Origin of the sequence: Nostoc sp. MG11 (assembly GCF_014904695.1) — a bacterium.
GTDB lineage: Bacteria > Cyanobacteriota > Cyanobacteriia > Cyanobacteriales > Nostocaceae > Komarekiella.
The window spans coordinates 209,119-223,517 of sequence record NZ_JACXXN010000010.1; the positions used below are offsets into that span (position 1 = coordinate 209,119).

At 41.5% G+C, this 14,399-nt stretch carries 10 protein-coding genes, 1 tRNA gene, 1 pseudogene and 1 other annotated feature; of the genes and pseudogenes, 9 read left to right on the forward strand and 3 right to left on the reverse strand.

Annotated elements, in window-relative coordinates:
- Positions 1 to 89: 89 nt before the first annotated feature.
- The 9 genes and pseudogenes from rplS to HCR01_RS17035 form a co-directional block, all read left to right on the forward strand.
- Positions 90 to 452 (forward strand): 50S ribosomal protein L19, encoded by a 363-nt coding sequence (rplS, locus tag HCR01_RS16995; protein ID WP_162399485.1) that lies wholly within the window; start codon positions 90 to 92, stop codon positions 450 to 452.
- 213 nt (positions 453 to 665) lie between these two features.
- A tRNA-Trp gene (locus HCR01_RS17000) sits at positions 666 to 738 on the forward strand.
- 174 nt (positions 739 to 912) lie between these two features.
- Positions 913 to 1,134: a preprotein translocase subunit SecE gene (gene secE / locus HCR01_RS17005; protein ID WP_162399486.1), complete on the forward strand. Its 222-nt coding sequence runs from the start codon at positions 913 to 915 to the stop codon at positions 1,132 to 1,134.
- A complete protein-coding gene (gene nusG, locus HCR01_RS17010) occupies positions 1,134 to 1,766 on the forward strand; it encodes a transcription termination/antitermination protein NusG (RefSeq protein WP_193197302.1) in 633 nt (210 codons plus the stop codon). The genes secE and nusG overlap by 1 nt, the downstream gene beginning before the upstream one ends.
- A gap of 6 nt (positions 1,767 to 1,772) precedes the next feature.
- The gene (gene rplK / locus HCR01_RS17015; protein WP_162399488.1) at positions 1,773 to 2,198 is read left to right on the forward strand and encodes a 50S ribosomal protein L11; all 426 of its coding nucleotides are present in this window, start codon (positions 1,773 to 1,775) and stop codon (positions 2,196 to 2,198) included.
- A 111-nt stretch (positions 2,199 to 2,309) separates the two neighbouring features.
- Positions 2,310 to 3,026 carry a 50S ribosomal protein L1 gene (gene rplA / locus HCR01_RS17020; protein ID WP_193197303.1) on the forward strand — a complete coding sequence of 239 codons (717 nt, stop codon included), beginning with the start codon at positions 2,310 to 2,312 and terminating at the stop codon, positions 3,024 to 3,026.
- 47 nt (positions 3,027 to 3,073) lie between these two features.
- Positions 3,074 to 3,242: a sequence feature (ribosomal protein L10 leader region), on the forward strand.
- A gap of 55 nt (positions 3,243 to 3,297) precedes the next feature.
- On the forward strand, positions 3,298 to 3,849 hold the full coding sequence (gene rplJ, locus HCR01_RS17025; RefSeq protein WP_193197304.1) for a 50S ribosomal protein L10: 552 nt from the start codon (positions 3,298 to 3,300) through the stop codon (positions 3,847 to 3,849).
- Between the two features lie 92 nt (positions 3,850 to 3,941).
- The gene (gene rplL / locus HCR01_RS17030) at positions 3,942 to 4,334 is read left to right on the forward strand and encodes a 50S ribosomal protein L7/L12 (RefSeq protein ID WP_193197305.1); all 393 of its coding nucleotides are present in this window, start codon (positions 3,942 to 3,944) and stop codon (positions 4,332 to 4,334) included.
- A gap of 378 nt (positions 4,335 to 4,712) precedes the next feature.
- A pseudogene (locus HCR01_RS17035) lies at positions 4,713 to 4,946 on the forward strand (Uma2 family endonuclease); the annotation flags it as partial.
- 226 nt (positions 4,947 to 5,172) lie between these two features.
- Here the strand turns inward: HCR01_RS17035 and HCR01_RS17040 are convergent.
- The 3 genes from HCR01_RS17040 to HCR01_RS17050 form a co-directional block, all read right to left on the reverse strand.
- Positions 5,173 to 10,509 carry a DEAD/DEAH box helicase gene (locus tag HCR01_RS17040; RefSeq protein WP_193197307.1) on the reverse strand — a complete coding sequence of 1,779 codons (5,337 nt, stop codon included), beginning with the start codon at positions 10,507 to 10,509 and terminating at the stop codon, positions 5,173 to 5,175.
- 98 nt (positions 10,510 to 10,607) lie between these two features.
- Positions 10,608 to 11,381, reverse strand: a complete 774-nt coding sequence (locus HCR01_RS17045; RefSeq protein ID WP_193197309.1) for an Rpn family recombination-promoting nuclease/putative transposase — start codon at positions 11,379 to 11,381, stop codon at positions 10,608 to 10,610.
- 9 nt (positions 11,382 to 11,390) lie between these two features.
- Positions 11,391 to 14,399 (reverse strand): endonuclease domain-containing protein (locus HCR01_RS17050; protein WP_193197311.1); only part of this gene is annotated, 3,009 nt, incomplete at its 5' end.

A 14,399-nucleotide genomic window follows, 5' to 3' on the forward strand; every position in this document is an offset into this window, starting at 1 on the left:
AAAAATTCTCAACATCAAATAACTAGACTCTCAGGCAGTTATAGATCTATGATTGATGATCGTGAGTTTTTTAATTAGACAGAGAGACTATGAACGCTCAAGAGATCATCCGCTCCATTGAAGCGGAACATCTAAAATCTAATTTGCCCGAAATTTATGTGGGCGACACGGTAAGAGTAGGAGTAAAAATTAAAGAAGGCGAAAAATTCCGCGTGCAACCCTACGAAGGAGTAGTAATTGCCAGACGCAACGGCGGCATCAACGAAACTATTACAGTCCGTCGGGTATTTCAAGGTGTTGGCGTTGAGCGGGTGTTTTTGTTGCATTCTCCCCGGATTGACAACATCAAAGTATTGCGTCGTGGTAAGGTACGGCGTGCTAAGCTGTATTATCTCCGCGATCGCGTTGGTAAGGCAACCCGAATCAAGCAACGGTTTGACCGCCCTTTGTGATTCGCCCTTCAAAGTATGGGAGGCTTCAACTTCAAGCGGCTCCTGCCGCTAGTTTATTCCCTCACCAAAACTCTGAAAAGTCTGTAGCGCTTATGCGGTAGGCGTCAAGTCGTTAGACATCAAAACTTTTCAAAAGCAAGGTAAAATAAAATTCAAATATTGCGTTAAACTAAGATTTAGCTCAGCGTAATGTCTGAACCAAAAACAGCTTGTGCGCTCTTAGTTCAGTTGGTAGAACGCAGGTCTCCAAAACCTGATGTCGGGGGTTCAAGTCCTCCAGGGCGCGCTCAAGAGCAAAAACAAAGCCCGAAATAATTAGACAGCTGCTAACATGGCAGTTAGTGCTAATGATTTCGGGTAAAACTTTTGTATTTGCAGCTTTTTGGCTTCCAGTTAAGTTGTCACCTGGATAAAAATTAGCAAAGCATAGCTGTACAAGATAACGGAGGGATAAACGGCCGTGGCCAAAAAAAATGAAGCAGAATTGCCAGAAACCACAAATGGGTTTAGCTTTAACAACTTCATCCAGGGAACCAAAGAAGAACTTGACAAAGTTGTTTGGCCCAGTCGGAAGCAAGTAGTGAGCGAATCAGCCGCCGTGTTGTTAATGGTAGTACTCTCCGCATCTTTGATATATTTGGTCGATGGATTGTTTGGTTGGGCAGCAAAACAGGTGTTCTGATGAGTTCCGCAACAGACGAACCACGCAACTCCACGTTGCAGTCAGAGGATACAGCAGAAACAGCGTCAAATGAAGCACGCTGGTATGCAGTGCAAGTAGCCTCCGGCTGTGAAAAGCGTGTAAAAACTAACTTGGAGCAGCGAATCCAAACCTTTGATGTAGCTGACAAAATTATCCAGGTGGAAATTCCCCACACGCCAGCGGTGAAAATCCGCAAAGATGGCAGTCGCCAGCATACCGAAGAAAAAGTTTTTCCAGGCTATGTGCTGGTGCGGATGATGATGGATGATGATACATGGCAGGTGGTACGAAACACCTCCCATGTAATTAACTTCGTGGGTTCAGAACAAAAACGTGGCAGCGGCAGAGGTCGTGGTCATGTTAACCCAATACCCTTGGGCCCCTCAGAAGTAGAACGTATATTCAAACAAACCAGCGAACAAGAGCCGATTGTCAAAATTGACATGGCTACTGGTGATAAGATAATCGTGCTTTCTGGTCCGTTTAAAGACTTTGAAGGTGAGGTGATTGAAGTTTCCCCAGAGCGGAGTAAGCTCAAAGCCTTGCTCTCGATTTTTGGTAGAGATACACCAGTAGAGTTGGAATTTAATCAGGTAGAGAAACAGAGTTAAATACAAATGGCGAAGAAAGTAGTAGCGGTCATTAAATTGGCCCTGAATGCTGGAAAAGCCAACCCAGCACCGCCAGTTGGCCCCGCATTGGGTCAACATGGCGTTAATATCATGATGTTCTGCAAAGAGTACAACGCCAAAACAGCAGATCAAGCTGGGATGGTGATACCTGTAGAAATTTCGGTTTTTGAAGATCGGAGTTTTACATTTGTTCTCAAGACGCCACCGGCATCAGTGCTGATTCGCAAGGCAGCGAAAATTGAAAAAGGCTCGAATGAACCTAACAAAAAGAAAGTTGGGTCAATCACCAAAGCGCAATTGCAAGAAATAGCCCAAACCAAACTGCCCGATCTCAATGCCAATGACATAGAAGCGGCAATGAAGATTGTAGCAGGGACAGCCAAAAATATGGGCGTAGCGATCGCAGATTAGTCAAGACTCATGGTCATTAGTCATTAGTAAAAGACAAATGACAAAGGACAAATAACTAAATTTATTTATCGGGGGAGAGGCCAAGCTTCGGAATTACCCCAGGAGAGACAAATGGGAAAAAAATTATCACGCCGCTTGCAGGCGTTGCAAGACAAAGTAGAAGATAGGGACTATGAACCCCTAGAAGCTTTAGCCCTGCTCAAAGACACAGCAACAGCTAAATTTGCTGAAGCCGCTGAAGCACATATCCGGCTAGGAATTGACCCGAAGTATACAGACCAACAGCTGCGGACAACGGTAGCACTGCCCAAAGGTACAGGACAAGTAGTCCGGGTGGCGGTAATTGCCAGAGGGGAAAAAGTCAACGAAGCAAGCAACGCTGGTGCTGATATAGTCGGCTCAGAAGAGTTGATTGACGAAATCCAGAAAGGCATGATGGACTTTGACAAGCTGATTGCCACACCGGATGTGATGCCACAGGTGGCAAAGCTTGGGAAGTTACTTGGGCCTCGTGGTTTGATGCCATCGCCCAAGGGTGGAACTGTGACATTTGACTTGGCAGGTGCGATCGCTGAATTCAAAGCTGGTAAATTAGAATTCCGAGCTGATCGAACTGGTATTGTCCATGTTATGTTTGGTAAGGCATCCTTCTCGCCTGAAGATTTGTTAGTAAACTTGAAGGCATTGCAAGAGACGATTGACCGCAACCGTCCTTCAGGAGCTAAAGGTCGTTATTGGCGCACATTTTATGTGGCAGCTACTATGGGCCCTTCGATTAAACTCGATATTAACGCCCTACGAGACTTTAAATTGACCGAAGCCGCTTAAGTTTAGTCATTAGTTATTCGTCTTTACGATGACTCATGACAAAGGGCAAAACTAAATAAGCAAAGCCAAAGATAGCAGGAGCCAATGGCTTAATATCCTGCCGAGGTTAAAGTTCTTATTGTCTGAAGTACTACACCCAAAGGGTGTGATGACTATGGCATGAAGAATATTACTTTTAAACCCCGGCTGAGATAGCTGGGGTTTATTGTTTTGAGTTGCTCAGAAATAGACACACAAGTATGGAGGATGGTTTTGAGGAGGTGAAAAAAGCATGGGTAGAACACTAGAAAATAAAAAAGAGATAGTAGCTGACCTCAAGGAAACTTTGAGCGGGTCAACTCTAGCACTGGTGATTGATTACCAGGGACTAACTGTTTCAGAAATTACTGACTTACGGCGGCGGTTGCGTCCAAGTGGCACTGTTTGTAAGGTGACTAAGAACACCCTGATGGGTATTGCCATTCAAGATCAGGAAAAATGGCAACCATTGTCAGAATTACTCACAGGTGCTTCTGCCTTTTTGCTGGTCAAAGAGGATTTCTCATCTGCGATTAAGGCTTACCAAGACTTCCAGAAAGTCACCAAGAAGACAGAACTTCGCGGTGGTGTGATGGAAGGTCGCCTGCTCAAAGAACCGGATGTCAAAGCTCTGGGAGACTTGCCATCCAAAGAGCAACTTATGGGACAAATTGCTGGAGCTATCAACGCTTTGGCTACCAAGATTGCTGTGGGTATCAACGAAGTTCCCAGTTCTTTGGCTCGCGCCTTGCAGGCTGTGGCCGAGGGAGAAAAAGGCAGTAGCGACGAAAGTTCTGCTGAATAAAATTCGTGCTTCATTAGTTCACAGTTATAAGTAATAACTAATGACTAAAAACTAATGACTAAAAACTAATCAAAATTACAGGAGTTATATCAATGTCTGCTGCAACTGATCAAATTTTAGACCAACTTAAAACCCTATCTTTGCTGGAAGCCGCTGAGTTAGTCAAGCAAATTGAAGAAGCCTTCGGCGTGAGTGCTGCTGCACCAGCTGGCGGCATGATGATGATGGCTCCTGGTGGAGCAGCTGCTCCAGCAGAAGAAGCTGTTGAGCAAACCGAGTTTGACGTGGTTCTAGAATCCGTCCCAGCTGATAAGAAGATTGCCGTGCTGAAGATTGTACGGGAATTGACTGGTTTGGGTCTAAAAGAAGCTAAAGACATGGTGGAAGCTGCACCCAAGGCAGTTAAGGAAGGTATTGCTAAGGATGCCGCTGAAGATGCTAAAAAGCGGATCGAAGAAGCTGGTGGTAAGGTGACTGTGAAGTAGTCACAATTTCGTTACTAGTTTTGATTAAGGAGCCTAAATTAGGCTCTTTTTTTTAATATCAACCCAGCTGCTTTTGTCTCAAAAGTTTGCATTATTTTTCTTGTTTTTTTAACATATAGCAGTCGCCAAAACTGTTAGGACATGAAATTGAAACGCAAAGGGGCGCAGAGCTGAGCGCAGAGGAACGCAAAGTTTATTTAGGTCTTATTCGCTACAAATTAATTAAATGCTGCACTAAGCTTCCTGTCCGTTGCTATATATCTAGGACTTACGCACTGTACAAATTTATGCTTGTGTGCATTAACGAAAATTGATTGTTTCAGGCTTTTCTCAATAACATGGGAAAATAAAAAGAATCATTGGAAGGAAGCAATCGCCATGACTGTTATCGCTGCCAAATGGACAATTGACGAATATCATCGCATGATTGTCGGTGGCATTTTAAGCGATCGCCAAGTTGAACTGCTCAAGGGGTAAATAGTAGAAATATCGCCAGAAGGGGAACCTCATGCTTATTCTAGTCATGAAGCGGCAGAATATCTAATGGAATTATTAGGCAAGCGTGCCACATTACGTCAAGCCAAGCCTATCACATTGCCCGCTAACTCAGAAAATCAGTTTTACATGGTCTGAAAAATGTCAAAAATTTGAACTTTTGCGATCGCATCAAGAGCAAAGTCGAAATTTATTTATTCAGTGGTATCGCGGATATATATGGTTAGAAAATAAAGCTCTAAACCCAGTTTTTGCCTGTTATTTAAAAGTTGACTGAGATTTTTCTTTAACTAGAGTGATGGAAGAGTGTTAATTTCACTTTACCTTAGTCACTCAAATTCGATTACAAACTCTCCAAGATCGCCAGATATGTTCGCCAATCTTCATCATGGCGTAAGACAAGGATATGGTAACTGGTGTTGTGCTTAAGATTATCCCGTTCAATTTGGTCTTGCTTGCGTTTTTCAGGGCTGTCATGAACTGAACCGTCGCAGAAAACAGCAATGCACTTTTCTTTATAAAGAAAATCTGGCTTACAGTTTGACTCTGGAATCAATTCCTGTGCAGTATCGGGTAATTTATATCCGCGTTGATAAATCTCTTCTAAAACTATTCGCTCAAATTGGGAATTTGGGTCTGTTTGTTGTAGCAGTTGTTGATACTGTTCATCGCGACATATTCCTTCTATCTGCACTGTACTTTTTTGTAGTTCTTCAAGTAAGGGTTTGATAAGATGGCGATTTATCAAAGCATGGTCGAACTGGTTGCGGTAAGAAAGCAAGCATTCATAGCAAGCTTGGACACAACTATCTTTAGTTTCTTTGAAATGACAAATATCTAAAGCTGCATCGGCTATTTTTTGGAAAGCTTGCGGTTTTTCTAATAGTTGAGAAAGGACACCTGCACCGCCTTCTGTAGCCTCCCAGAACAGCAAATATTTACCGTCTCCCAAGCGTTCGGAGTCGAGTTCATCGGCTTCTAATTTGTACACTGCTTGGATGGCAGTTTCCAAGACATATTGCAGGGTGGCAATAAAAGCTTCCCTTTCATCTGTGGGTACACTTAATGGTTCAACAACCAGAATATTGCAGGTGTTTTTCACCATTAAGTTAACATCGGTGTGAATACTATCTTTTGCCGAGTCGTTTTTGGCATCGCCCCAAATACCAGTTTTGATATCGAGTTTAAATCCTCGTTCCTCGCTTTTTTTCTTGTTCAGTCCGCGATTAATATGCCAGATGTCTGCCGTAGCGCCGTAGTTTAAACGTAATAATTCTGTACCATCGGCAGTCTGTACCGTTGCTGATTGGCGTTTTTGCTGGTCGTAACGGAAATGGGTGGTGATGTTGTAACCGTATTTAAGGCGTTCTTCTTCGTCGCAAGTAATGCGTTCTCGTCTCCAGGCGATCGCAGTTTCCATTGATAATAAGCGTGTAAGTAAAGCCTTATTATTGTTACTATCGGCAAGTTTTGCCCCGCAGTTCTCACAGGTATCGCGGTGACTGCTTGCCCCTTCATGGAAATAACCGCATTTAAAGCAGACATTTACCCGTTGATAGTCAGCACCACCAACAGGGATTTTGGTTTTAGCCACCATAAATTTACTACCCTCGTAGTAAATAACATTACCAGGAGCAAATTCTCTCAAGGCGACGCTGCGGAGACGGGAAATAAATTCGCCACTTTCTTCTGTGGGAATAAATGCCCGAACTGGTAAACGAGGGAAGTTAAACCCAGGTAAAAATCCCTCGGCAGCAAAGTAACGATAAGGGTAAAATTCAAACTGATTATTGCTGTTGCCTTGGACTTGTCCCACTAGCAGGTCGATTTGTCGCAGTGCTTCTTTTTCTTGGGCTTTAGCGATATCCCGTTCTTCTTGAGTAGCATAGCCTCTGGTATAACGACTTGTGCTGTCGCGGGCTTTGTCTAATTGTTCAACTGCGTCTTTGTATAGTCTACGCCAGCGATCGCAAGCTTGATCAAAAGCATTATGTGCATTTTCTAAGGTAAACTGTAACCAATTTTCAGAATACCAAGAGGTTTTGTTCAGGTCATTTTGGCAGAACGTATCAGATAAAATCAGTTTTGTAGCTGCCAGACATTTGGCTAATTTTTCCTGACTCATCTTGATTTTCTGAGTGACATCTTCTTTTAGCGGACAGTCCCGCGAATCTAACTCCAGAATTTGGTTCATGGAATTTTCCAGGTATAAGCCAGTGTGTGCCAGCCAAATTGAATATACGTGAGATTTAATTAAATCCTGGTTTGCTAGTTCTAATTTGGGTGGGGCGACGACACCAGCAACCATTTGACTTTGACGTTTAAAGAAATATTGGTCGTGACCGCTACCAATAGAGGCATAAGTAATTACTAAAGCTTCCTGTCCACTTCTCCCGGCGCGACCACTGCGTTGGGCATAGTTGGCTGGACTGGGGGGAACATTCCGCAGATGGACAACGCTGAGGTCGGAAATGTCTATCCCCAATTCCATTGTCGGGGAGCAAAATAAAGTTGCTAATTTGCCATGACGGAATGCGTCTTCTCGTTTCTGGCGGTTTTCGTTTTTTACCTGTCCGGTATGTTCTCGCCCTTCTAGTGCTTTAATTTGATGAGCGTTAGTTTGGTAGAAGTCTTGAAAAAATTGGTTGACAGAAGTATTTCTGTCGCTACCCTGCAAACGACGGGAGGTTAAAGGGTCGGGGGGAATTTCACTTAATTTTGAGGCAACCCAGACCATTGAATTAATTTTTAGTTGGACTTCTTCTTCCTTCTTGTATAAGTAACCTGCGTCTGCTAAAGCATTTACCAGAGCATTAATTAATTGGTTATAATCTGACTCTGGTAAAGGTTTTTGCAACCAATTCCATGCCCGATTAGAACGCAGAAAGCGCCCGATTTCACCACGAAATGTCAGCCTAATTGTATTTCGTCGTGATTTACCTTTTTTCTCTGTGGGGCTGAGGCTTGCCCAACTAGCTTCGTGTAAATATTCAAAAGTATCAATTGTCCAAGGGTCTTTTAGTGCTTGGGATACTTCTTTTTTCAGTTGTTCTGTTCCCTCTCGTTGTAAAATTTTCGCATCAATTACCAATTTTTTTCTGAGGTGGTCGAGGAAGGTTTTAACAACAAAATATCTTTGTGACGGTGAGGCTTGCAGTAAAATTGGATGGCGGTATTTTTGCCAGAGTTGAGTATTTTCACAAGTTGCTAAGAGTTCGGCGTATTCTATGGTTAATAAACCGCATTGTTCTAGATTAGGTTGGACAATTCGCCAACCGCGACGCAAATCTTCGTATAGCCGATATTCAATTAAATTGCTAAAAGCTTCTTCATTCTTGCGTTTACCAAAGCCAAATTCTGCGGCTTCGATTGCATAATCTGCTTGAGATAAAGCCATCTGTTTGACAACTTCCGCCGCCAGTGCTTTGTGAGTTAACTTTTCATTTTCTTGAATAGCACTATTCAAAGCTGCCCGTAAGAAACTGGTTTGGACAAAATCATTGAAATGTCCTGCCTGTAATGAAGCATCTTGACGGTTATCAGTAAAGCTGAGGATTTTGGCGGCTTTGGCTTTCTCGCCAGTGAAAACTTGCTTGAGGCGACTGACAGTAGAAAGACAAAGTAGAGTAGTTGCGGTACTACGTCCTTCACTACTTAGACGAGAGAGTTTGGTAAATTCGTTTTTCTTTTGGTCGTACAATACACCGCAGTGGAGACAGGTAAGAAAGGGTTTAGGAATAAACCAACAGGTAGTTCCCTGTAATACAGAGTTTATGACTTTACCGTTGGGTAGAACTTGTAGTTTGTGGGGAATAAAAGGTGCATATTTTTTTTCGGGAATACGCCCTTGTCTTTTAGTTTCTTTAAACCATGAGTCGGGAAGTCTTTCTTCGTCTTCTTTATCCCAAAGTCCTGGTTCATCAAGGGTTAGGTAGCCTTCCTTGATATCTTCATTGTCAAGACTATCTAAGGCTGTAGGTAATTGGGGCAGTACAATATCTTTTTCAGAATCGTAGCGTACCACATAATAGTCCTGTCCGCATTCCCGACAAAAGACGAGGGGATAAAGCAGGCGGTTTTCGGTGGTTGTGTACTGCCCTTCTAGGGTGAGAAGTCGTTTGTCTCGATTTTCAATGGTGGCGTAAACGCTACCGCCTTGGGAAATAAACTGATGCAGGCGGAATGCTAACCCCTTTGTTTTACTTCCCCAAAGAAATATCTGTTTGAGGATATTTAAGCAAGTTTCCTCGTTGAGTTGGGTTTCATTTGCGAGTTGATTTGCACCTGTTTCTAGGGTGATGGGTGTGCGGCGGACGAGATGTCCTTGTTTGTCTTCTAAACCAAAGTTCATCTCTACCCAGTGGCTAAGAGAATGCTGTTTAAAAGCGTCTAAAGTTTGTTCTGACTTTGGAGGTAAACCTTGAGTAATGCTTTCCCGCAATTTTTCTGTAGTGGGTGCAGCACTTTTGATAGAACGTTCTAAAGTTTCATCAATGACGTTGCTGGGTTGAATTTCTACACCGAATAATTTACTAGCAACATCTGCGACTACCTGACGGCGTTGCTGGCGGGAACCTTCCGAAGACATGGTGGCGCTAGTGCCAATACACAGAAGTTTCTGGCCGCAGCGTTGCCGAAGTTTGCGAATTAAGATAGCGATATCTGCACCTTGCCGCCCTCTGTAAGTATGCAGTTCATCTAGTATCAGAAATTTTAAATCGGGGGATGCGACTAATTTATCTTCGTGAGTGCGCGAGAGCATTAACTCTAACATCACGTAATTTGTGAGCAAGATTTGGGGCGGGTTGTTTTGAATTTCGGTTTTCTTCTCTAGTTTTTCTTGCCCAGTGTACTTTTCAACGCGAATATGAGTGTTAGGTACTTGTTTGAGAAATTTTCTTAATTCTTCTTCCTGAGAATTAATTAGGGCATTCATGGGATAAACCAAAATAGCCCTAACTCCTTTGATTTCAGGATGGTGTAGCAAATCATCAATGATGGGTACAACATAAGTGAGGCTTTTACCGGAACCGGTTCCTGTGGTGACAACGTAGGGTTCTTGACGTTGTGCTGTTTCAAAGGCTTCTTTTTGGTGGTAGTGGAAGGTAAAAGGTTTACCATCTTGTGAGAAGTAGCGTGTACAGTCTGGATGGAGAAGACGTTGCTGTACTAATGTAGTGACAGATGCACCAGGACGATATTTAGGGTTAAGTTGCACTAAAGGGTCAGTCCAGAGTTGACCTTTTTCTAACTCGTTATCGACAAATGCTTTAACTTTTTGGTCGCGGATTTTGAGGAAGCTTTCAATATAGCGACGGTAGTCGCCAATTACTTCGTTGCGGAAATTAAATATATCAAGGAATTGAGAATTGGTGAGAGAGGATGAATTACTCTTTGCTGGTACTTGATGATTTGTTCGACCTAAGCGTTGGTCAATCCATTCTCGAAGTTGGTAATTGAAGGTTTGAGTAATAGTAGAAAATTCAAAGATTTCTGCAATTTCTTGTATATCCCAATCTTGAGGAATACTTGTAAATAGCAAAGTTAATTGTTCTGGTGTGACAGCTACCACTCCTGTACAATCTAACAATGCTAGTTTTTGTCCCAATAAATTACTAATAGGTAAAATCGCATTTTCAGGCTGATGTAATAATTCCTGTAGTTTTATATTAATTTTCATATAATTTGATTCTAATTTTTAGTAAATAGGGTGCGTTAATAAACTAACGCACCCTATCTACTATATTTCCCGTTCTAGACACGGAAATAACAAAATACTTATTGTTCTTCTGCAATTTTTCTTACTTCTTCTACATCTATTTCTAATGATTCAGCAATTTCCTGAATGCTTAGTCCTTTCTTCAGTAACGCTGGTACAACTTGTAACTTGGTTTTTTTCAGGATACTTTGATAAAAAGCAGTTTTTTCTATATCTTCACCTAAGTTAAGCATGGTTTCTATTTCCTCCAGGGTCATATCTGGAAATTTGTAAACAACAACGGTTTGGATAAATGCTAACACTTTCAGCCGAAGGTTTTCATCAGTTAACTCTTGTCTTGCTTGGTTTATAAGTTTTTTGGCAATAGCCGGAGTTTTTCTTGGAGTTTCTACAAATAATTTTGTAATTCCTATCCCTATAGAGTCATCTGTTTCGCTGTTAAGTTCGTTAAGGTAAATACGGCGCACATGATGTTCTATCAAAAACTGATAACGTGGGTGGGGTGGAGTTTGATTAATACGTCTGTCGTAAATAACAATTGCATACCATTCGTAGTTTGCTGGTTTATATTGACGGAAGTAAAGGAAAATTTCCCCAAAAAGTCGTTCGTAGAATTCTTCATCTTTGTATGTTTGGAGTTCTACAAAATATAATGGCTCATTCTCAAAACCTGCAATTGTGGAAAATAAACCATCTAATCGGAAGCTTTTTTGTTTAATCTCTAGTGCAGAAAATTCATAAACATTAGGATTGGTGTCAGGCTTACCAATTAATTCAAAAAATATTTGTGGTAGTTCTCTAATTAGTTCGTAAAAAATTGCATCTGTTTTCATAATTACTAATTACTTAAACATTCTATCCCATGCCTCTAGGACTAATCTTTGGGTGCGATATTCGCCAAATTGCTTGATTTCATTATTCTTTAATACGCGGAATGTTTCGCTGGAGAAGTCTGCGCCGTAGACATCAGCAGGGTCTAAAATATATCGCAGTTCATCACGGGTGAGTCTGTAGAGTTTGGCGTAATATGCGTCTAATTCTGCTCTTAATAATGCGCGTCTGTTGGGGTTCCAAATGAAGGGTTCGCCGTCGTATCCAATATCTTTGGCGAAGGGTTGCATATCCCAGGCGGTGTAGACTAATTCGAGTACGCGATCGCTAATAAATTTGATATCTTCTGGGGTGTATAATTCTGGAGGAAGAATGGGTAGTTGTTTAACTATGAAATAACTAAAATCAGTAGCTCCTATTTTTTGTCTAGTTACAAAATCAAATATCAGTGAATTCAAATTAGCTAAAAAGCACCCAACTAATGAAACATACTTTTTATTTATTAAGATAATTGGTGCTTTATGTCCCACGCCAAATTTAGGTAATAAACTATAAATACCAGTCCGTTCATCAGTTGATCTACAAATACTTCTAAATCCCAAAAGCCAATTTTTATCCCACTTTCCAGCTAACTTATTTTCCACCTCAACCCGACTCACCCAATAACGCGGCTGAACAGCAAAAGACACATCTCCCTTTTCCTCATCAGTCAAATCACGAGTATTCCCATCATCAGTATAAGTCGCCCAATAATGATCAAATTGATGAAACATTTTTGCTTCGTAAAGCGGAACTAAATCATTACCCACCTCATTTTTAAATAATCCGCTATCGTTTGCCATATCAAACATTCGCATAAATGAAATACCCCAAGAATTACTCCCTGTTTTTTCATTCTCCAAAACTGGAACGCGCTGATAGATTTTTTTGGCTAATTCTGCATCTTGGCTAGTTCTAAAGATTGGACAAGTTAGTGTATTCGGATTAATTAAAGCAATATCTTGAGGTGAAAGCTGAAATAGACGAGTTTGATTGTCTAATTGTTTAGTTTGAGTCAGGAAGAAGGCAAAATTCCCCCGTTTAATTGGTTTACCACTCATAGCCAGTAGTGAAAATTTCATACGGCTATCTACAGCAGCAAATAAAGCTTCTCGATTTTCAAAATCATACAGACTTGCTAAAGCTTGTTTCTGCGTCAAATCTCCAAAAAACTTTTTACAAGTGTCATCAGTTGCAATTCCGGTAGGAACAATTACCCCAACTCTTCCATCAGATGAAATCAACTTTCTCGTAGTCTCAGCAAAAATAGCATAAGTATTGATGTCTCCCACCGCAGTTAAAGGAAATCTACCCGACTCCCGAATAAATTTACCTTGCGCCTCAGCATCATGTTTCGCATCTTCAAATGCTTGTGCTAACTCAGGATTTTTCTTGGGTAATTCCTTAATCATTTTCTCCCGCGCCGCCTTATTTACAGCGTTAGCAATTTCCGCACTTTGAGAAGCAAAAAATTCTTTCTCTTGTAACTTAATACGTTCCCAAGGCGGATTACCCAACACACAATTAAATCCGCCTTGTTCAAATACTTCAGGAAACTCTAAACACCAGTGAAAAAAGTGTTTTTCTTCAGATAACTTCTTCGCGGCATCTACAATATTATTTAATTCATAATTCGTAATTTTTAATTCGTAATTATCCTCTGATTTACGAATTTTTTCGACTTTTTCACGCTTTAAACGGTTTAATGCTTCAGTTGTAGGTAGTAACTGCAAATGATGCTCAGTTAGTGACATAAAAAATGCTGCTGTCCATAAGTTGCAAGCAGAATATTTTAACCACCAACTAGATTCTTGCAGATTCTCTTTATATTGCTTTTGCTTATCTTTAACTTGTTGTGGTGTGGTTTCAGGAATTACCCCCAACTGTCGCCACATTTCTGCATAATCTACGCTGTCAGTTTCTAAATTCTCACCAATTGATAATTGTCCTACTTTCTCTCGTTCGTTTTTATTCCGTTTCTTAAGCTGTGTAGATAGTTTTTTATCATCACCTGTTACTGGCTTAAACGCTTCATCAGGAATTCCTGCATCCAAACAACTCAAATCCATCACTCCCACAAGGGAATTACCACACTTAATTCTGTGGTCTAAAAAGTTAAGAGGTAAGCCGCGAGAAAAACCTTCAATCCATAAGGCTACTTTGCACAAATCAACAGCTAAGGGGTTTAAATCCACCCCATAAATGCAATTTTGAATAACATCTCGAATCGCTAACTTTAAAGGTTCACTACCTGGTTCAGCTTCCCCAGTGCGAATTTTAGCTAATTCCTTTCCTACCCGACGTGCTGCGGCTAAGAGAAAATGACCAGAACCACAGGCGGGGTCTACAATTTTGAGGCTGAGTAAAGCTTGCTCTTGTAGGGACTTGCTCTCCTCTGGAAAACCTCTCTCCAAACCTCTCTCCTGCAAGGAGAGAGGCTTTGAATTCTCCCCTTTCCCTAGTAGGGAAGAAGGGGTCTGGGGGGTTAGGTCTCGCGTTTGTTTTTCTATACAACGTGAAAAATCAGACTTGCTCTCACTCTCATGACTTCTTTGACTAGGTGAGGGGGGAAAAGCAGCACGAATTGCTTCTAAAGTTGCATTTAAATCTGTTTCAACTTGTTGGCTACTGATACGGACAAAACGTAGCCCTAATGATTCCAGGAGTTCTTGACGTTGTTGGTCTAGATATCTTTGAGATTCGTGAATTCCTCCATCAACTTCAACAATCAGCCGTTCTTCTTGACATAAGAAATCAACTATAAATGTACCAATTGGATGCTGTCGCCGAAACTTGCGATTGTCTAGCTTGCGATTGCGTAATGCCTCCCATAAAATTGCTTCACTCTTTGTTGGCTGTTTGCGTAACTGTTGAGCAATTTCTTGCATTTTTCTGCGAACAGCAAGAGGAACTTCCCATTTATCTTGTTTACCCTCTTTACCCTCATCCCCCAACCCCTTCTCCCTTGGGGAGAAGGGGAG

Bases quoted from the DNA above. Each gene is read 5' to 3' on its own strand.
- rplS (WP_162399485.1), top strand. From the start codon at position 90: ATGAACGCTCAAGAGATCATCCGCTCCATTGAAGCGGAACATCTAAAA.
- nusG (WP_193197302.1), top strand. From the start codon at position 1,134: ATGAGTTCCGCAACAGACGAACCACGCAACTCCACGTTGCAGTCAGAG.
- rplK (WP_162399488.1), top strand. From the start codon at position 1,773: ATGGCGAAGAAAGTAGTAGCGGTCATTAAATTGGCCCTGAATGCTGGA.
- rplA (WP_193197303.1), top strand. From the start codon at position 2,310: ATGGGAAAAAAATTATCACGCCGCTTGCAGGCGTTGCAAGACAAAGTA.
- rplJ (WP_193197304.1), top strand. From the start codon at position 3,298: ATGGGTAGAACACTAGAAAATAAAAAAGAGATAGTAGCTGACCTCAAG.
- rplL (WP_193197305.1), top strand. From the start codon at position 3,942: ATGTCTGCTGCAACTGATCAAATTTTAGACCAACTTAAAACCCTATCT.
- HCR01_RS17040 (WP_193197307.1), bottom strand. From the start codon at position 10,509: ATGAAAATTAATATAAAACTACAGGAATTATTACATCAGCCTGAAAAT.
- HCR01_RS17045 (WP_193197309.1), bottom strand. From the start codon at position 11,381: ATGAAAACAGATGCAATTTTTTACGAACTAATTAGAGAACTACCACAA.